Source organism: Sporomusa intestinalis (genome assembly GCF_055383785.1).
Genome location: NZ_AP042390.1, coordinates 2,804,760 through 2,822,163, shown reverse-complemented (window position 1 = coordinate 2,822,163; position 17,404 = coordinate 2,804,760). Strand labels below are relative to the sequence as shown.

General features: G+C 50.8%; 20 protein-coding genes. All 20 read left to right on the top strand.

Going from position 1 to position 17,404, the window contains the following annotated elements:
• The first annotated feature begins 53 nt into the window (after positions 1-53).
• The 20 genes from yunB (at position 54) to recJ (ending at position 17,387) form a co-directional block, all read left to right on the top strand.
• Positions 54-761 (top strand): sporulation protein YunB, encoded by a 708-nt coding sequence (gene yunB, locus ACZ481_RS13280; RefSeq protein ID WP_464765862.1) that lies wholly within the window; start codon positions 54-56, stop codon positions 759-761.
• A 159-nt stretch (positions 762-920) separates the two neighbouring features.
• Positions 921-1,658, top strand: coding sequence for a YebC/PmpR family DNA-binding transcriptional regulator (locus tag ACZ481_RS13275; protein WP_464765861.1), 738 nt, complete (start codon positions 921-923; stop codon positions 1,656-1,658).
• Positions 1,659-1,770: 112 nt separating this feature from the next.
• Entirely contained in the window at positions 1,771-2,388 is a 618-nt protein-coding gene (locus ACZ481_RS13270) for a BofC C-terminal domain-containing protein (RefSeq protein ID WP_464765860.1), read from the top strand.
• Positions 2,389-2,475: 87 nt separating this feature from the next.
• On the top strand, positions 2,476-2,982 hold the full coding sequence (gene ruvC, locus ACZ481_RS13265) for a crossover junction endodeoxyribonuclease RuvC (protein WP_464765859.1): 507 nt from the start codon (positions 2,476-2,478) through the stop codon (positions 2,980-2,982).
• The gene (gene ruvA, locus ACZ481_RS13260; protein ID WP_464765858.1) at positions 2,966-3,589 is read left to right on the top strand and encodes a Holliday junction branch migration protein RuvA; all 624 of its coding nucleotides are present in this window, start codon (positions 2,966-2,968) and stop codon (positions 3,587-3,589) included. Before ruvC ends, ruvA begins: the two co-directional genes overlap by 17 nt.
• A gap of 33 nt (positions 3,590-3,622) precedes the next feature.
• Positions 3,623-4,630, top strand: coding sequence for a Holliday junction branch migration DNA helicase RuvB (gene ruvB, locus ACZ481_RS13255; protein ID WP_464770629.1), 1,008 nt, complete (start codon positions 3,623-3,625; stop codon positions 4,628-4,630).
• Positions 4,631-4,643: 13 nt separating this feature from the next.
• Positions 4,644-5,198 carry an epoxyqueuosine reductase QueH gene (locus tag ACZ481_RS13250; protein ID WP_464765857.1) on the top strand — a complete coding sequence of 185 codons (555 nt, stop codon included), beginning with the start codon at positions 4,644-4,646 and terminating at the stop codon, positions 5,196-5,198.
• Positions 5,198-5,425: a DUF2905 domain-containing protein gene (locus tag ACZ481_RS13245; RefSeq protein WP_464765856.1), complete on the top strand. Its 228-nt coding sequence runs from the start codon at positions 5,198-5,200 to the stop codon at positions 5,423-5,425. Before ACZ481_RS13250 ends, ACZ481_RS13245 begins: the two co-directional genes overlap by 1 nt.
• A gap of 16 nt (positions 5,426-5,441) precedes the next feature.
• Positions 5,442-6,800, top strand: a complete 1,359-nt coding sequence (locus ACZ481_RS13240; RefSeq protein ID WP_464765855.1) for a SpoIID/LytB domain-containing protein — start codon at positions 5,442-5,444, stop codon at positions 6,798-6,800.
• 178 nt (positions 6,801-6,978) lie between these two features.
• Positions 6,979-7,998, top strand: coding sequence for a tRNA preQ1(34) S-adenosylmethionine ribosyltransferase-isomerase QueA (queA, locus tag ACZ481_RS13235; protein ID WP_464765854.1), 1,020 nt, complete (start codon positions 6,979-6,981; stop codon positions 7,996-7,998).
• A 95-nt stretch (positions 7,999-8,093) separates the two neighbouring features.
• Entirely contained in the window at positions 8,094-9,203 is a 1,110-nt protein-coding gene (tgt, locus tag ACZ481_RS13230) for a tRNA guanosine(34) transglycosylase Tgt (protein ID WP_464765853.1), read from the top strand.
• A gap of 63 nt (positions 9,204-9,266) precedes the next feature.
• Positions 9,267-9,560, top strand: a complete 294-nt coding sequence (gene yajC, locus ACZ481_RS13225; RefSeq protein ID WP_464770628.1) for a preprotein translocase subunit YajC — start codon at positions 9,267-9,269, stop codon at positions 9,558-9,560.
• Between the two features lie 79 nt (positions 9,561-9,639).
• On the top strand, positions 9,640-10,233 hold the full coding sequence (locus tag ACZ481_RS13220; protein WP_464765852.1) for a 5-formyltetrahydrofolate cyclo-ligase: 594 nt from the start codon (positions 9,640-9,642) through the stop codon (positions 10,231-10,233).
• Positions 10,234-10,332: 99 nt separating this feature from the next.
• Positions 10,333-11,016, top strand: coding sequence for a phosphohydrolase (locus ACZ481_RS13215; protein ID WP_464765851.1), 684 nt, complete (start codon positions 10,333-10,335; stop codon positions 11,014-11,016).
• Positions 11,017-11,066: 50 nt separating this feature from the next.
• A complete protein-coding gene (gene secD / locus ACZ481_RS13210; RefSeq protein ID WP_464765850.1) occupies positions 11,067-12,272 on the top strand; it encodes a protein translocase subunit SecD in 1,206 nt (401 codons plus the stop codon).
• A 14-nt stretch (positions 12,273-12,286) separates the two neighbouring features.
• Positions 12,287-13,195 carry a protein translocase subunit SecF gene (gene secF, locus ACZ481_RS13205; protein ID WP_464765849.1) on the top strand — a complete coding sequence of 303 codons (909 nt, stop codon included), beginning with the start codon at positions 12,287-12,289 and terminating at the stop codon, positions 13,193-13,195.
• Between the two features lie 101 nt (positions 13,196-13,296).
• On the top strand, positions 13,297-14,325 hold the full coding sequence (locus ACZ481_RS13200) for a hypothetical protein (RefSeq protein WP_464765848.1): 1,029 nt from the start codon (positions 13,297-13,299) through the stop codon (positions 14,323-14,325).
• 31 nt (positions 14,326-14,356) lie between these two features.
• A complete protein-coding gene (locus ACZ481_RS13195; RefSeq protein WP_464765847.1) occupies positions 14,357-14,827 on the top strand; it encodes a DUF456 family protein in 471 nt (156 codons plus the stop codon).
• A 127-nt stretch (positions 14,828-14,954) separates the two neighbouring features.
• On the top strand, positions 14,955-15,260 hold the full coding sequence (locus tag ACZ481_RS13190; protein ID WP_464765846.1) for a LapA family protein: 306 nt from the start codon (positions 14,955-14,957) through the stop codon (positions 15,258-15,260).
• Positions 15,261-15,335: 75 nt separating this feature from the next.
• Positions 15,336-17,387, top strand: a complete 2,052-nt coding sequence (gene recJ, locus ACZ481_RS13185; protein ID WP_464765845.1) for a single-stranded-DNA-specific exonuclease RecJ — start codon at positions 15,336-15,338, stop codon at positions 17,385-17,387.
• Positions 17,388-17,404 lie beyond the last annotated feature (17 nt).

Below are 17,404 nucleotides of genomic sequence, written 5' to 3'. Positions count from 1 at the left end.
GGCCATATATATAATTAATGAACGAAGTATAGTGGTTTAGAGGAGGGAGAGACATGCGGTTTTCCGTGCGGCGAAAGCGTACAATACCACTCTTGCCACTAGCTATTATCCTCTTGGGAACTGTATTGGTGCTCTTTTTCTGGCAGATTGACACCCACTTAAAGCCAACACTTATGGCAATTGCCGAAGCAAGAGCCACCTTTATTGCAACCTACGCCATTAATAATGTAATTAATAAGGAAGTCAGTCTGACGATTGACCCCAAGACGCTCGTAAATGTTACCCTGGATGAACATGGCCGGGTAGTGCTGATTCAGCCGAATACCATGGAATTTAACAGACTGGCGGCCGATACGACGATAAAAGTCCAGGAGGCGCTGAGAGCGGTAAAGGAAGAAAAGATTCGCATACCGATCGGTCAAGTGTTTGGCAGCCAGATGCTGGCTAGCTGGGGTCCTAGAATCACGGTTACCATCATTCCCGTCGGTACGGTCCAGGTCAAAGTAATTGATAAGTTTGAACAAGCCGGCATCAACCAGACCCGGCATATGGTTTATCTTGTTGCCACTACCCAGGTCCGTATCGTAGTGCCGCTGGTCAGTGAAAGTGTAAGCATTAATACCCAGGTGCCTATCGCCGAATATGTTGTTGTCGGGGAGGTTCCCAATACATATGTTCAGTTTCCGTTCCCCCTGCAGGGTGACCTGTTAAATGGCGGCATGGGCGGCAATAATAATGCTAATGCCAAATCAGTGAACTGAGGAAAAGCTTGACAACAGCAGGACCTGATAAAAGCACATGCTGCAGCATGTGCTTTTATCAGTGGCAGTCAGCGAATGGATTTTAAAAATGAGCTTTGCCAATACCTGACTATTATGTTACAATATTGGCGATTCACATAGTCTGAGAGGAGTATTACAATGTCGGGACATTCAAAATGGGCTAATATAAAACACAAAAAAGGCAAAATGGATGCCGTTCGCGGCAAGATTACCACCAAGATTGGCCGTGAAATTACGATTGCGGTAAGAATGGGCGGCTCTGACCCCACAGGCAACATGCGCTTAAAGCTGGCGCTGCAAAAGGCTAAAGAAAACAATATTCCGAAAGAAAATATTCAGCGGGCTATTCAAAAAGGGGCCGGGGCTCTGGAAGGCAGCAATTATGAAGAAATAGGCTATGAAGGCTATGGCCCCGGCGGGGTTGCCATCATGGTTGAGGCCATGACTGACAACCGTAACCGGACGGCGGCCGATGTAAGGCATCTGTTTGCAAAATTTGGCGGTAATCTCGGTGAGTCCGGGTGCGTTTCCTGGATGTTTAAACAAAAAGGGGTATTTGTTGTTGAACAGGACGGGCTTAAGGAAGAAGAGCTGATGCTTCTGGCGCTGGATGCAGGGGCCGAGGATTTTGAGGCGGTTGACGGTCAGTTCGAAATCACGACGGCTCCTGATGATTTTGAAAAGGTGCAGGCCGCGTTGGAAGAAAGTAATATAAAAACAGTGGTTGCCCGTGTTACCATGGTGCCGGAAACGACAACCAGCCTGGCCGGTGATGAGGCGGTAAAGATGGTGAAGCTGCTGGACGCCCTTGAAGATCATGATGATATTCAGGAAGTATATACCAATTTTGATATTCCTGAAGATATGGAAGCTTAATGAGCAGGCGGCAGCCTGCTTTATTATTTTCAGGTTTAATTGGCCGGCAGGTATAATATTTGTATAATTTGGTAAAAATACTGGCAACACTAAAGAAAGGAGTGTTGTCTACATGTCGATTAAAAAATTACTGGCGAAAATTTCCGCGCTGCGTTCTGTCAAAGGGTTTAGCAAACCGGTATATCTCCGGTCGGTTGTAATTGGCGGCCTAATATTATTATTGTCTGGCATCGGGTATTACGTGTTCCAGCTAAATGATGGCGGCAGCCTGCTGGTGCCGCCCCAAGAGAGTGAAGTTGTAAAACAGGATGGAAAAATTAAAATTTCAGCAAATACAGATATAGTACAAAAAATAACCTATACAAAGTGCAATGAACAGGAAATTTTTAAAACAAAGCCGCCTGACAATTTAGTGGGTCTTAATTTCAGTCAGGTGCAGAAAATTTATAATGGCTGGTCCATTGACAAGTTTGATACCAAAGAGGTTGAAATGTCGCTGAAAGTGGACAGCCTGTGCCGCGAACATGCCAATAATATGTTTATTGGCATCAAGGAGGACAAAGTAACGGTTTTCTATGGCGTACCCGGGCCTAAAGCCATTGTTAAAGAAGTAACTAAAATACCGATTACGGCGCTCATGCCGCAGGATGTTGAGGAATTACGGCAGGGCCTGGTAGTCCAGTCCAAAGAGGAGTTATTAAGAACTTTGGAGGGAATGCAGGCACGTTAAAGAGAGGGAAACCTCTCTTTTTGCTTTTTTTTAACAGGATAATGGCCAAAAGCTGTCGAATATAACGGAGAAAAAAGGGGGCAGCAAATGATAGCATTAGGAATCGATCCCGGCACAGCGATCTGTGGTTACGGGTTGGTCGAGGCACAAGGCAGCAGGATAAGAGCGCTTACCTATGGGGTTGTTGAAACGACACCGGACATGGAGGGTGCGATGCGGCTAAAGAAAGTTCACCGGGAGATCGATCTGCTGATTAAGCAATATAAACCGGATATTATGGGTGTTGAGCAATTATTTGTGAATAAGAATGTACGGACAGTCATGGCAGTGGGCCAGGCGCGGGGGGTCATCCTCCTGGCGGCAGCGCAAAATGCCCTGAAACTGGCCGAATACACGCCTTTGCAGGTAAAGCAGGCTGTTACCGGTTATGGGAAAGCCACTAAGGAACAAGTAATCTATATGACGCAAAGGTTGCTGAGTTTACCTGGCAAACCGCATCCGGATGATGCCGCCGATGCGCTGGCGGTGGCCATCTGCACGATACACTGCGGGAATATAAACAGGATGAGGGTAACAAATGATAGGTTATGTTAAAGGCATAGTTACTCATTTATTTGCCGATTATTGTTTTGTTGATGTCCAGGGGATCGGCTACAGGCTGTTTATTCCCCATTCAACCAGGCAAAAACTGGTAACCGGTCAGCCGGCGACCTTATTTACTTATTTGAATGTGCGGGAGGATGCGCTAACCTTACATGGCTTTTACACGCAGGAAGAATATGAGCTATTCCTGCACCTGATTTCAGTATCCGGAATCGGACCCAAGGTAGCGGCCGGTGTTTTATCAGCAATTACACCGCCTAATTTCCGGGCTGCCATTAGTGGCAATAATACGGTCCTACTGACAAAATTGCCTGGTATCGGTAAAAAGACGGCCGAGCGGATGATCCTGGAATTGAAAGATAAAATAGGCATTGACGCTGAATTTACTGCCGGTTCTCCCGGGCAACCCACCCCGGAACCGGGCCTGCAGGGGGATATCCTGCAGGAAACTGTCCAGGCACTGGCTGCCCTGGGCTACAACCAGGCCGAAACAATACCGGTTATAAAAAGAGTGTATGAACGGGAAAAAAGCACCCAGGCAGAGTTGTCGCTGGAGCATTTGCTCAGGCTTACATTAAAAGAATTTGGCCGGAGGTAGCTGGGAGGTATCAAGCTGGTGGAAGAACGTGTTATGGAGCCGGGTGAGCTGGAGGTTGACTCATGGCAGTACAGCCTGCGGCCACGGCGCCTAGTCGAATATATTGGTCAGGATCAGGTAAAAAACAATCTCTCGATATTTGTTCAGGCCGCACTGGCCAGAGGCGAAGCCCTTGACCATGTTTTGCTGTACGGGCCGCCTGGTTTGGGGAAAACTACCCTGGCCGGCATCGTCGCCAACGAGCTTGGCGTTAATTTCCGGATTACATCAGGCCCTGCGATTGAACGCCCTGGTGATCTGGCTTCCCTGTTAACTAATCTGGGCGAGAAGGATGTACTGTTTATTGACGAGATCCACCGCCTGTCCCGGGCGGTAGAAGAGGTTTTGTATTCGGCAATGGAGGATTATGCCCTTGATATTATTATTGGCAAAGGCCCGTCGGCCCGCTCCATTCGTCTGGATTTACCCAAATTTACGCTAATCGGGGCGACGACCAAAGCCGGCGCTCTGGCGGCACCGCTGCGTGACCGGTTTGGTGTAATCTGCCGGCTGGAATATTATGAAGCCGAGCATTTAGTATGTATAGTCAACAGAGCCGCTGAGATTCTTAAGGTAGACATTGAGCCGCGGGGAGCGCAGGAGATTGCCAGGCGTTCCCGGGGCACACCCCGGATTGCCAACCGTCTCCTGAAACGGGTGCGGGACTTCGCCCAGGTAACCAGTAATGGCATCATCACCGATGCCCTGGCCGATAAAGCGCTGGAGCTTTTAGAAATAGATAAGCGCGGCCTGGACAAAACCGACCGGAACATGCTGGCCGCTATTATTAAAAAATTTAAGGGCGGGCCGGTTGGACTGGATACCCTGGCGGCGGCCATCAGTGAAGAAACGGAGACGATTGAAGATGTCTATGAGCCGTTTTTGCTGCAAATGGGCTTTATTGCCAGGACGCCGCGGGGACGGATCGCCACGCCGGCCGCCTACGCGCATCTCAATCTTGCCTATGATGAGAAAAATGATTCCCAGGAAAAATTGTGGTAGGTGACGAAAGGTTATGCGCATGCTGCTGCATGTTTGTTGCGGACCCTGTTCCGTATTTCCTTTAAAATATTTGCAGGAAAAATACCCGGCCAGCCAGATAACCGGTTATTTTTACAACCCTAATATTCATCCCTACAAAGAGTTTGTCCGGCGTCTGGACACACTCAAAAATTTTGCCGGCCAAATCGGCCTCGCTAATCTGGTTATTGATGAGAGTTATACACTGGAAGAATTCCTGCTGCAGGCGCTGACGGCTCCGGCCGGCCGCTGCCGGTCCTGTTACGACCTCAGGCTGCTGCAGACTGCCCGGTATGCCAGGCTGCACGGTTTTGACTGTTTCAGCACGACGCTGTTAGTCAGCCCTTACCAACAGCACGAAGTAATAAAAGCAGCCGGCGAAAGCGCCGCCAGGGCGGAGGGGATTGAGTTCTGTTATCACGATTTTCGCCCCGGCTGGCAGGAAGGCGTAAGAATAAGCCGGGAGCTTGAAATGTACCGCCAGCCCTACTGTGGTTGTGTGTTGAGCGAAAGAGACCGGTATTACAAACCAGGCAGGAGGAACAACTGATGCCCGGAGGATTTGATTCGTTCGGCAAACTGCTGATGGTGACAGGGGCTGTGCTGCTTGTTGCCGGCCTGCTATTTCATTTTGGCGGCAAATTTTTGAGTCTGGGCCGGCTGCCGGGCGATATACAGATTGAGCGCGGCAATTTCAGCTTTCACTTTCCCCTGGTAACCTCTATTCTTTTAAGTATTATTGTGACAATCATCCTGAATCTGATAATAAGAAAATAGCGGTGGAGGTATGCGGGTGCCAAAATTTATGTTAAAATGGATGATGTTTGTTGTTTTTTTATTGACGCCTTTAGCCGGTTATTCTCACGCCGATGCTACCGGACCCGAGGCGGATGTAGCGTTTTTTGAGCCAAGCCTGCGGGTGGGAATTTTAATCAATCAGCCCAGTGTCCAGGTTTCGGCCGGGGCAGATTTTGACCTGACCGATCCAGCCACCGGCAAAGTATTGTTTACCTTCCGCGCCGGGGATAAGGTCACTATTGCCGCCCAGGAGAAGACCCTTAGCGTTAACGGGGCAACGGCCGCGGCCAAGGGCTTCAGGGTTGTTGTCCGGAAAAATGAGACTTTACAGGCGGTTGAGCAGCTGGCACAGGTCAATAACCGCCGCTACCGGGGCGACCTCAGTATTCACCGCACAGCAGGCAAAACGGGGTTGACGGTGGTCAATACGCTGCCTGTAGAACAATATTTGTACGGGGTTATTAAGAATGAGATTTCGCCCGAATGGCCGCTGGAGGCGGTGAAGGCGCAGGCTGTCGCGGCCCGCACTTATGCCTTGGCCAGTTATGATAAACACAAAGCGGATGGATTTGATGTATGCTCGACAACTGACTGCCAGGTATACGGGGGCCGGGAAAGCGAAGCTCCCCGGGCGCTGGCGGCGGTGGATGCGACCCGCGGTCTGGTATTGAAGCACAGCGGCAAATTAATCACCGCTTATTTTCACAGCAGTTCCGGGGGGTATACCGAAAACAGCGAGAATGTCTGGTCCACACCGTTGCCTTATTTGCGGGGGGTGGTGGATTACGATCAGAACTGCCCTAACTTTACCTGGGAGAAGCGGCTGACTGCGGCTGAGCTTAATCAGGCAATCAGTAAGGCCGGTTACAACATTGGCAGCTTACAGGCCATCGAACTGTCCCCGCTTGCCAAGCCGCCGGTTGCCGACGCTGACCGGGGCATATCCGGGCGGGTAAAAACGGTCCGGCTGCAGGGCAGCAACGGCAGTGTGGAAATAGCGGGAACGCAGTTGAGAAGTATGCTGGAACTGAAAAGTACGTTATTTGATATTCATCTACCGGCTGCGGGAACCAAAGCCTTGCTGCCGGCTGCTGACGGCGCCAAGAAAAAAAGAGCGTCGTCCCGCCAAAAAAAACAGCAGGCAGGCCCGGTTGATCCTAATATCCGCACATTAAACGGCAGTCCTGCTGAGGCGGTTGTGATTACCGGCTCCGGCTGGGGCCATGGGCTTGGCTTATCCCAATGGGGGGCCAAAGCGATGGCGGAACAGGCCCCGCCTGGCAATAGGGAATATTTTAAGGATATATTGCAACACTACTACCAAGGTGTACAAATTAAAAAAGCCTATTTGTAGGATCTAGTACTTCATCGCCCGCAAAACCAGTGATAGATTGTGCATCTTTTTCCGCACTGCATCGTTGTCGCCTCCTTACATATAGTCGCAATGCGCGGTTCCTCCGCCTTGCATTGCGGAAATCTGCGCAATCTATTCCAGCGGTTTTAAACAGATAATGTACTAATAAAGGAGTTATATGCTGGTTTCAGATTTTGATTACCATTTACCGGAGGAATTAATTGCCCAACACCCGGTGGAGCCGCGCGACCACTCCCGGCTGCTGCTGCTGGACAGGAAGACAGGGGTGATTGAACATAAAATTTTTTTTGATCTGCCGCATTTTTTACAACCAGGGGATACCCTGGTTTTTAATGATACCCGGGTAATTCCCGCCAGGCTGCTGGGGGTTAAGCCCGAAACCGGGGGTAAAGTCGAGGTTTTTTTATTAAACCGGACAACAAAAGACGAGTGGGAAGTGCTGGTCAAACCCGGCAAGCGGGCCAAACCGGGAACAATCATTGAATTTGGCGCGGCTTTACGGTGTCAAGTGGTGTCGACTACTGATTTTGGCGGCCGTATTGTCAGATTTGCGTATGAGGGAATTTTTGAAGAAATCCTTGACGTGCTGGGGGAGACGCCTTTGCCGCCGTATATTAAAGCCCGGCTGACAGATAAAGAGCGTTATCAGACTGTCTATGCCCGGGAGAGGGGATCGGCTGCTGCCCCGACCGCCGGGCTTCACTTCACCCGGGACCTGATGGAAAAAATCCGGGCTGTGGGGGTCAACCTGGCTTTTGTTACCCTCCATGTGGGGCTGGGGACGTTCCGGCCGGTAGCGGTGGAGGATATTACCAAGCATGTAATGCACAAAGAGTATTATTCGATACCGGCCGCAACGGCGCTGGTTGTGAATAAGACCCTGGCGGCCGGCAACAGGGTAATTGCCGTTGGCACCACCGCCGTCCGGACGCTGGAGACGGCGGGGGTGAGCGGCCGGCTGCAGTCTGGCAGCGGCTGGACCGAGATATTTATTTACCCCGGTTATGAATTTAAGATTGTTAAAGCGCTGATCACCAATTTTCACCTCCCCCAATCGACCCTGCTGATGCTGATCAGCGCCCTGGCCGGGCGGGAGAATATTTTTAACGCGTACCGGCAGGCTGTCGACAAACGGTACCGTTTTTTCAGCTTTGGTGACGCTATGTTTATCCGCTGACTAACCTGCTCTAATACTCCCGCTTCTGCAAGCGGCGAGTAAAGAGCAGCTAAGTCTACTTTATTATTTGATTTCTTTTGTTGGAGGTACTGTCTATGGCTATTACCTATGAATTAATCAGGCGCTGCCCGCAAACGGGGGCCAGGGCCGGCCGGCTTTATACGCCGCATGGCGTGTTTGATACGCCTATTTTTATGCCTGTCGGCACCCAGGCCACGGTGAAAGCGATGTCGCCGGCTGAGCTTAAGGCGATGGGGGCAGGTATAATTCTAAGCAATACGTATCATTTATATTTGCGCCCAGGCCATGACCTGGTTGCCGAAGCCGGGGGACTGCACAAGTTTATGCAGTGGGACCGCGGCATCCTCACCGACAGCGGCGGTTTTCAGGTATTCAGCCTGGGGCCGCTGCGCAAGATAACAGAGGACGGCGTGACCTTCCGCTCGCATATTGACGGTTCCAAGCACTTTCTCTCACCGGAAAAAGCGGTTGAGGTGCAAATGGCGCTCGGCGCCGATATCATCATGGCCTTTGACGAGTGTGTTCCCTATCCGGCCGACCATAATTATGCCCGCCAGTCGACGGAGCGTACCACGCGCTGGGCTGAACGCTGCCGCCAGGCCCATACCCGCAAGGACCAGGCCCTGTTTGGCATTGTGCAGGGCGGAATGTACAAGGATCTCCGGTCGCTGAGCGCCACAGACCTCGTTGCCCTGGATTTTCCCGGCTATGCGATCGGCGGCCTCAGTGTCGGCGAGCCCAAGCCGCTGATGTATGAAATGCTGGACCATACGGTTCCCCTGCTGCCGGAAAATAAGCCCCGCTATCTGATGGGGGTAGGCACGCCCGATTGCCTGGTGGAGGGGGTTATGTACGGTATTGATATGTTTGACTGTGTGTTTCCGACCCGGGTGGCGCGCAATGGCACGGTCATGACCAGCCGCGGCCGGCTGGTTGTGAAAAACGCTGAATTTGCCCGCGATTTCCAGCCGCTTGATCCGGAGTGCGGCTGTTATACATGCCGGAATTTTTCCCGGGCTTATGTGCGGCATTTATTGAAAACGGAAGAGATTTTCGGCCTGCGCCTGACGACCACGCATAACCTGCATTTTCTGCTTAATTTCATGCGGGAAATGCGCAAGGCCATTCTGGAAGATCGCTTTTTAGCATTCCGGGAAGAGTTTTGGTCTCATTATCGTAAATAATAAAGGATTTATCACAATTGTGTGGAATATACTTCCTAGTAAGTAACAGGAGGTGATTTGTTAATGCCATCGTTTTCACCCGAAACTATGCAAGCCATTCAGGCTTCATGGCCGATTGTTTTAATGGGCGTTATTTTCTATTTTTTGTTGTACCGTCCACAAAAGAAAGAACAGCAGCGCCGCCAGGAGTTGCTAAGCAATCTGAAAAAAGGCGAGCGTATTGTGACAATCGGCGGACTCTACGGTACGATTACCGCACTGGATGACAAAACTGTAACAATTAAAATTGCCGATAAAGTTGAAGTTGATGTGTCCCGTACTGCCGTCAGCCACCATCAAAATCAGCCTAAATCCTAATAACAATTGCCGGCACTAAGATTTTTCACTTAAGGACTTGGTATAAACCAAGTCTTTTCTTAAGGGGAGGGAAAGCAGCGTGGAAGTAAATAAAAATGCCAAACTGGAATTGCGCAAAAGTATTTTAGCCGTTAGGCGGGGCCTGACCCGGGAGGAGGTAGCCGCCGGCAGCAAACGTTTTGCTGAACATCTTTGTAACTGGCCGGTATACAAAGCTGCGAAAAATATTATGCTATATTTGGCAATGCCCGATGAGCCCCATCTGGAGCAGGTGATCACACACGCCCTGGCGGCCGGCAAAACAGTGTGTGTGCCGCATATGCGCGAGACCAGGGGGTTGATGGACGCGGCCATTATCGCGAACCTGGATGATCTGGTGGTAGGTCAGTTTAATCTCCTGACACCTAATCCGGCCACCTTGAAGCTGCTGGAACCAGGCGAGCTCGACCTTGTCATTGTCCCCGGCGTGGCCTATGACAAAGCAGGACGCCGGTTGGGGATGGGCGCCGGCTATTATGACCGCTTTTTGCTTAAAGCGAATAAAGCCGAGCTGATCGGCGCGGCCTGGGCGGCGCAAATTTTAGCAACGGTGCCGACTGACGAACATGACCGGCCAGTCAATTATTTACTTACTGAAGATGGCATATTTACGTGCAGGGAAGGCAAAATGTAATTAACGGCATTTGCCCTGGTACTGCCATGAATTCAATATGGCTACGAGATATTCGGGACAGGCAAAAGCTGATTTTTTGATAAACGGAGGAATAAGACAATGTCAGCAGCAATTATTGAGCAACCCCTCACTGTTGCCCAGTTAAAAGCAGACCATGAAGTAAACGTTTATCTTACCCGCAGTACCCAATATCTCGGCAGCCTCGGTTTTACGGAACATGGTCTCAGACATGCCGGCATTGTTTCGGCGTTAGCCTATAAGGTATTGCAGGAGCTGGACTATCCGGTGCGGGAGTGCGAACTCGCCGCTATTGCCGGCTATCTACATGATATTGCCAATATGATTAACCGGTATAATCACGGTGGCTCCGGCGCCATCATGTCTTATTCCATCCTTAGCCGCCTGGGGATGCCGCCGGAGGAGATTGCCTTAGTCATTTCAGCGATCGGCAATCATGAGGAAGAACGGGGCAATGCCGTCAATCATGTTGCCGCCGCGCTGATCCTGGCTGATAAATCGGATGTTCACCGGGCGCGGGTAACCAATCGCGACTTTGCTAAATTTGAGATTCACGACAGGGTTAACTATGCAGCCGAAAGCAGCAAGCTGCTTGTTGATAAAACGTCCCGCACAGTAACGCTGTATGTTGATATTGACACGGAAATCTGTCCGGTCATGGAATATTTTGAGATTTTCTTACAGCGGATGGTTATGTGCAGACGGGCGGCCGAGTTTTTAGCCTGCCGGTTTAAACTTGTCATTAATAATTATGATTTGCTGTAGCTGAAGCGCTGCAGTCGATAAGAACACAAGTAAGATTGGGGGAACTAGCTTTGAGGTGGGGGAATTTTAGTAAATTTTTGGTTATCGTTCTGGCAATCCTCGCCGTTGCCGGGTTTTATATGAAACCACTGGCCCTGTCAATTAAACAGGGGCTTGACCTGCAGGGCGGCACCCATGTTGTCCTGGAGGCTTCGGATACCCCCGAGGCTGTCGTTAATGATGATGCCATCCAGCGGGTTGTTCATATCATTGAACGCCGGATTAATGAACTGGGGCTGACCGAGCCTATTGTCCAGCGGCAGGGGGACCGCCGAATTATTGTCGAACTGCCGGGTGTGAAAGACCCGGAGAAAGCCATTGAAATGCTTGGCAGGACAGCCTTGATGGAGTTTCAGGATGAAAGCGGCGCCGTTGTTATGACCGGTAAGGACCTGAAGGACGCTAAAGCCCAGATTGATCAAGGCGGCCAAAAGCTGGTAGCGATCGAATTTACCGATGAGGGTGCCAAAAAATTTGCCGACCTGACTGCCAAAAATGTGGGTAAGCATATTGCCATTTTACTGGACAAGCAGGTTCTGACAAATCCGGTTGTGCAGGAAGCAATTCCCAATGGCAAGGCTGTTATTTCCGGTAACCGCAGCATTGAAGAGGCGGAACGGCTGGCAATCCTGCTCCGTTCAGGCGCGTTGCCGGTTAAGGTGGATATACTGGAAACAAGGACTGTTGGTCCGAGCCTGGGCGAGGACTCGAAGGTCAAAAGCATGCAGGCCTTTGTGATCGGCATTGTTTCTATTGTTATCTTTATGCTGATTTTTTACCGGGTTTCCGGTTTTGTCGCTAATATAGCCCTGGTTTTATATGTGCTGCTGTTATTAGTGTCGCTAAAGATGCTTAACGCAACGCTGACGCTGCCGGGCATCGCCGGGATCATCCTGTCAATGGGCATGGCCGTTGATGCCAATGTGCTGATATTCGAACGCTTTAAGGAGGAATACCGCAACGGCAAAACGCTGCGGGCGGCCATGGATGCCGGCTTTAGCCGGGCTTTTGCCACCATTGTGGATTCCAATGTAACGACAGTAATTGCCGCGGTCGTCCTGTTTTTCCTGGGGACCGGCCCGATTAAGGGCTTTGCCGTTACCTTAGGGATAGGGATTGCTTTGAGTATGTTTACGGCCGTTACGGCGACCCGGTTTATCCTAAGAATTCTTATCCATGCCAATGTAATCAAAAACGGCAAGTTTTTCGGGGCGTAGGGGGGAGAGAAGATATGAATTTCGATATTGTTAGCAAACGCAGATGGTGGTTTCTGATCTCTTTTATCATCCTGATCCCCGGCATAATTTCCATCGCGATGCAAGGGTTTAACCTCGGTATTGATTTTACCGGCGGCACGCTGCTTGACCTGAAGTTTACCCGCCCGGTCTCCGTAGCCGAGGTCCGGGAGGTGCTTAAGGACTATCAATTGGAAGGAAGTACCATTCAACTGGCGCTGACCGGTTCGGAAGAGCAGTCGCCGAATGTATTTGTTCGCTCCCATGTGCTTAGTGAAGATGAGCGCCGGCAGGTACTTAGCGGTTTGGAAAGCAAAATCGGGGCCTTTGAGGTGCTGCGGGTTGAAAAAGTAGGGGCCGTAATCGGTTCAGAGCTTACTCAGCAGGCAGTGATTGCCCTGATTATTTCCTGGGCGCTGATGATTGTTTATATAAGCTACCGTTTTGAATTTAAGTTTGCTGTTGCCGGGATTGCGGCCCTGGTTCACGATGTATTTATTGTACTGGGTATTTTCTCGCTGCTGCACATCGAAATTGATGCGTCTTTTGTGGCGGCGCTGCTGACAATTGTCGGCTATTCCATTAATGACACCATCGTTATTTTCGACCGCATCCGAGAAAACCTGCGCAGCTTTAAGAAAAGCGACAGTCTCGAAGAGCTTGTCAACCGCAGTATCTGGCAGACAATGACCCGCTCCATATACACTTCGGTCACTGTACTGTTTGCGACCGGGGCGCTGTATCTGTTTGGCGGCGAAACCACGAAGAATTTCTCGCTGGCCCTGTTGATCGGCTTTGCCTGCGGCACTTATTCTTCGATATTCAACGCCAGCCAGATCTGGGTTGAATGGAAGCTGTACGCCGACCGGCGCCGGCTGGAGCTGAAAACAAAAGGCGTCAAGTAAATTTTATCAGGACAAAGCCTGAGGCAGAAGATGCCTCAGGCTTTTTTTGCACCATTACCGCTCCTCTGCAATATCATATAAGCAAGGCAGGGGGAGATTATATGGGGGTTATACTACCGGCTTTGTCGCTGGCAATCGTGCATATCGCCGGTGACAATATTGCGGTTGTGCCGGCAATGGCCGCATTGCTGGGCAATGGGATTTACGCCACTGTATTTTTTGCTTATATGGTATTTGGCTCGGTGGTGGCCGGCGTATCGGCCTGGATCGGGGTAAAAAGCGGCCGGGAATTGACAGCCGTGGTTAAACGGTTGTTAGGCCTACAGGGCAAACGGGTATTGGCACTTGTTGTATTAGCCGTGTCACTGCCTGCCAGCGCCTTAACAGGCGGGTATTTCGCCGGTCATTTACTGGCGAGCCTGACCGGCTTGCCCTACCTGGCGGCTGTTCCTCTATGCATAGCCGGCTGCTCCCTGCTGGCAGCCGGCTATGGCCGGGAGGTGCTGCGGCTTTCTAATTATTTAGCGCTCTTATTTATTCCGGCAACAGGCATTATGCTGGTACTGCTGCTGGACAGTATCCGGCTAACCTCCTTTGAACACATCCTATCAATGGAGCACATCAGCTGGCCGCTGGTATTGGCACTTATCGGTTATAACGCCTGCGGCATGCGCTCGGCGCTGGTAGTCGAAACCGGGGCTTATTTTGCGCCGCAGGACTATACCGGCGTCTACCTTGCCGTCCTGGCGAAATTTTTTGAAGGCCTGTTTACACTGCTGCTGGCCCATATGGCCTTGGTCGGCGACACCGGTGCCCTTATGCCGCTGCCGGCGGTTGCCGGTCAGATTTTTGTCCCCTGGCTGGCAATTGGCTTTAATACTGTGTTATTGTGTATTTTTATAAATACGATGGTGCCGGCCATGCTCGTCAACGCCAAACAGCTTAGCGTATTAACCAAATTAAAGCTGTGGCCGGCACTGGCAGCAGCCGGGCTGCTGATCTGGGGCGGCAGCTTTGTCAGCCTGGATTTGATGCTCCGGTTTATGAGCGGTTCCGGGCTGGTTATGATTGCATTTATTTGTTTTATTGCGTATGTTTTACATAAACAGGAAGGTAACAAGTCACAATAAGGGTATTCTATTTGCGAAACGGGGTACAGCATTGTTAGCGGTTAAGTTTATCGTAATATTTATTATGCTGGCAGGCCTGTTATGTACTGTTTCAGTTCGTCTGCCCGGTACACTGATTATCCTGCTGGGGGCAGGCTTGTATGGCGCCGCTACCGGCTTTCTGACTTTCACGCCCCAGATTGCCGGTCTGTTGCTGGTATTGACAGCAGCAGCAGAGCTGGGCGGCAGGGCCCTGCGCCTGTATTTAACGCGGGATCTGCCGGTTTCCCGGGTATTTAGCGTTAACAGCGCCGTTACCCACATTGCCGGTATGCTGGCAAGCGATGCTTTACTCGGCCCGCTGCTGGGACTGACGGTCTGGGAGCTCGTTGCCGGCAAAACACTGCTACCCCGCAGTAATCATGTCGTGCGTGTGCTCTACCGGCTGGCAGGAGTGGCGGCGCTTAGATTCATGTGCGGGGTGGTTATGATTGCTTTGATTAATTTATATATTCTGAGGTAATTTTAGTGACAATTACAGGCATATGCCTGTTTTTACTTTTTTATTTGACGGTGGGCTCGATTGTAGAGGATTATTGCGGTTTTTCCGAGAATATTACCATATAAACAATTTTATGGGTGTGATGAACATGTGGAATTTATTATTTGCCTTTATTTTTGCGTTGCTTGTGGCCATATTTGCTGTACAAAATTCACTGCCGGTTACGGTAAGTTTTTTGGCCTGGAGTTTTCAGACCTCGTTGGTTATTATTATTCTGGGTTCAGCTATGTTTGGGGCATTGACGATTTTGTCCCTGTCGATGCTTGTACAGTTCAGGCTCAGACGCACGCTGAAAAAAACCCAGCAGTCCCAACAGCTGCTGACAGCTGAAAATGCTGAACTGCGGGCCAGCCAGGCCCCCGGCCAGACGCAAAATCAGGCAAACAGTGAGTGATTTTACCGGTAAAGTTGCAAAATATTGCCTGGTATACTACAATTATATACGATTACGGAGGGCTTTACTTATCTTATGGCAAGGCTTAGAAAAGCATGGAGGCTGCTTCCGGTTAAACCTGAACTTGCAAGTGAGCTCAGCCGGAAACTGAATATATCAGCGTTTATTGCGCAAGCGTTAATCAACCGCGGCGTTACCGATGAAACCGCCGCCACGGAGTTTTTACAGGCCGGGACCGAGGGCATCACCGATCCCTATCTTTTAAAAGATATGCACACTGCGGTTACGCGAATTATGCAAGCCATTGAGCAGCGGGAAAAGATTACCGTTTACGGCGATTATGATGTCGATGGCATTACCGCCTGCGCGATCGTATATAAAACATTGATCCGCCTGGGTGCGGATGTTGCGTACTATATCCCGGACCGGCAAAATGAAGGTTACGGCCTGAATGATGCGGCTTTACTGCAGCTCATAGGCACCGGCACAAAACTTGTTATTACCGTTGACTGCGGGGTTAGTGCCGTAAAAGAGGTGAACGCGGTAGCAGGCAGACTCGATATAGTAATAACCGATCATCACCAACCGCCGGTCGAACTGCCGGCCGCGACGGCTATCATTAACCCCAAACAGCCGGCTTGCAGCTACCCGGAAAAGAATTTAGCCGGCGTTGGTGTTGCCTTCAAGCTATGTCAGGCATTATGGCAAGGCTGCAACGGACTGGACAGCAAGTTTTATGATTACCTTGATATTGTGGCCATTGGTACCATTGCTGATATTGTCCCCCTGACGGGCGAGAACCGGGTTTTGGTAAAAATTGGCTTAAGGCAGCTGGCAGCTACTGAAAACACGGGCATTACGGCGTTGCTCTCGGTCTGCGGATTAGCAGGCAAGCCTGTTGACAGCGGGAGTGTGGGGTTTGTTATTGCGCCGCGGCTCAATGCCGCAGGCCGTGTCAGTCAGGCTGCAGCCGGGGTGGAGCTTCTGATTACCGATGATCCGGCCAAGGCCTGCGAGCTGGCCAGCCTCCTGGATGAGGAGAATGCTGCCCGGCAGGCAATTGAAAAGACCATTTTGGCCAAGGCGGAAGAACAACTGGCCACAATGGATATAGAGCAGGCGAAAGTGCTGGTCCTGGCCGGTGAGGAATGGCACTCGGGCGTCATCGGCATTGTGGCCTCGCGCTTGGTAGAAAGATATTATAAACCGGTGGTCATGATCAGCCTGCGCGAGGGTTACGGCAAAGGCTCGTGCCGCAGCATCCCGGCCTTTGATATGTATGAGGCCTTGACCCAGTGTTCCGATTTGCTGACCCAGTTTGGCGGGCACCGGCAGGCGGCAGGACTGACGATTCCGGCTGAAAATATTACGGGCCTGCGTGAACGGCTGACTGCTGTTGCCACGGCCAGTCTGTCAGCAGCCGATTATATTCCTGTCCTCAAAATTGACTCCTGTGTGCCGCTTGCAGAAATAACGGCGGCTTTTATGGAGCAATTAACCTGCCTGGAGCCGTACGGCTTTGGCAACCCCAGCCCGGTATTCGCCTGCCGCAATATTCCCCTGGGGGAGAAAAGGCTTGTGGGGCAGCAGGGCCGCCACTTAAAGCTGAAGCTGAAGCAGGACAGCGTCAATGACGTTATCGCCTGGAACCTGGGCGAATTAGCCGACAGCCTTGGCTGTAACCATAATATAGATTTAGTTTTTGTGCCTAAATATAATGAATGGCAGGGACAAAAAAAGCTGCAATTAACAGCCCATGATGTGCGGCCGGCGAATGGAGGCGCCGCTAAAGAACTGCTGAATAAGCTGGCGCCTGACCGGGACTGCATTAAATATGTGTACTTAACTGTTAAAGAATGCAATAAAATGGGTCACTCCCTGTTATCTGCCGCTGATCTTGCGGAGGCTGTTTTAAAAAATTATAACTGGGCAATACCGGAACACGTTGTTGCGATGGCAATAACCGTGCTTTCAGAATTAGGCCTGCTTTCACTTAAAGTGCGGAGCGGACGCACGCCCGAGCTGATTGTCGAGCCGGCACCGGCAAAAAAACTGGAGCTGACCGACTCAGCGGCGTTTCGTGAAAGTCAAAGAATACGCCAGGAGTATTTAGCCCAGCATATTTAGTTTGAGGAGGATCAGCG

Coding starts and splice junctions, on each gene's coding strand:
- ruvC (WP_464765859.1), top strand. CDS start 2,476: ATGATAGCATTAGGAATCGATCCCGGCACAGCGATCTGTGGTTACGGG.
- recJ (WP_464765845.1), top strand. CDS start 15,336: ATGGCAAGGCTTAGAAAAGCATGGAGGCTGCTTCCGGTTAAACCTGAA.
- ACZ481_RS13245 (WP_464765856.1), top strand. CDS start 5,198: ATGCCCGGAGGATTTGATTCGTTCGGCAAACTGCTGATGGTGACAGGG.
- yajC (WP_464770628.1), top strand. CDS start 9,267: ATGCCATCGTTTTCACCCGAAACTATGCAAGCCATTCAGGCTTCATGG.
- tgt (WP_464765853.1), top strand. CDS start 8,094: ATGGCTATTACCTATGAATTAATCAGGCGCTGCCCGCAAACGGGGGCC.
- ACZ481_RS13190 (WP_464765846.1), top strand. CDS start 14,955: ATGTGGAATTTATTATTTGCCTTTATTTTTGCGTTGCTTGTGGCCATA.
- queA (WP_464765854.1), top strand. CDS start 6,979: ATGCTGGTTTCAGATTTTGATTACCATTTACCGGAGGAATTAATTGCC.
- ACZ481_RS13215 (WP_464765851.1), top strand. CDS start 10,333: ATGTCAGCAGCAATTATTGAGCAACCCCTCACTGTTGCCCAGTTAAAA.
- ACZ481_RS13200 (WP_464765848.1), top strand. CDS start 13,297: ATGGGGGTTATACTACCGGCTTTGTCGCTGGCAATCGTGCATATCGCC.
- ruvB (WP_464770629.1), top strand. CDS start 3,623: ATGGAGCCGGGTGAGCTGGAGGTTGACTCATGGCAGTACAGCCTGCGG.
- ACZ481_RS13270 (WP_464765860.1), top strand. CDS start 1,771: ATGTCGATTAAAAAATTACTGGCGAAAATTTCCGCGCTGCGTTCTGTC.
- ACZ481_RS13275 (WP_464765861.1), top strand. CDS start 921: ATGTCGGGACATTCAAAATGGGCTAATATAAAACACAAAAAAGGCAAA.
- yunB (WP_464765862.1), top strand. CDS start 54: ATGCGGTTTTCCGTGCGGCGAAAGCGTACAATACCACTCTTGCCACTA.
- ruvA (WP_464765858.1), top strand. CDS start 2,966: ATGATAGGTTATGTTAAAGGCATAGTTACTCATTTATTTGCCGATTAT.
- secF (WP_464765849.1), top strand. CDS start 12,287: ATGAATTTCGATATTGTTAGCAAACGCAGATGGTGGTTTCTGATCTCT.
- ACZ481_RS13250 (WP_464765857.1), top strand. CDS start 4,644: ATGCGCATGCTGCTGCATGTTTGTTGCGGACCCTGTTCCGTATTTCCT.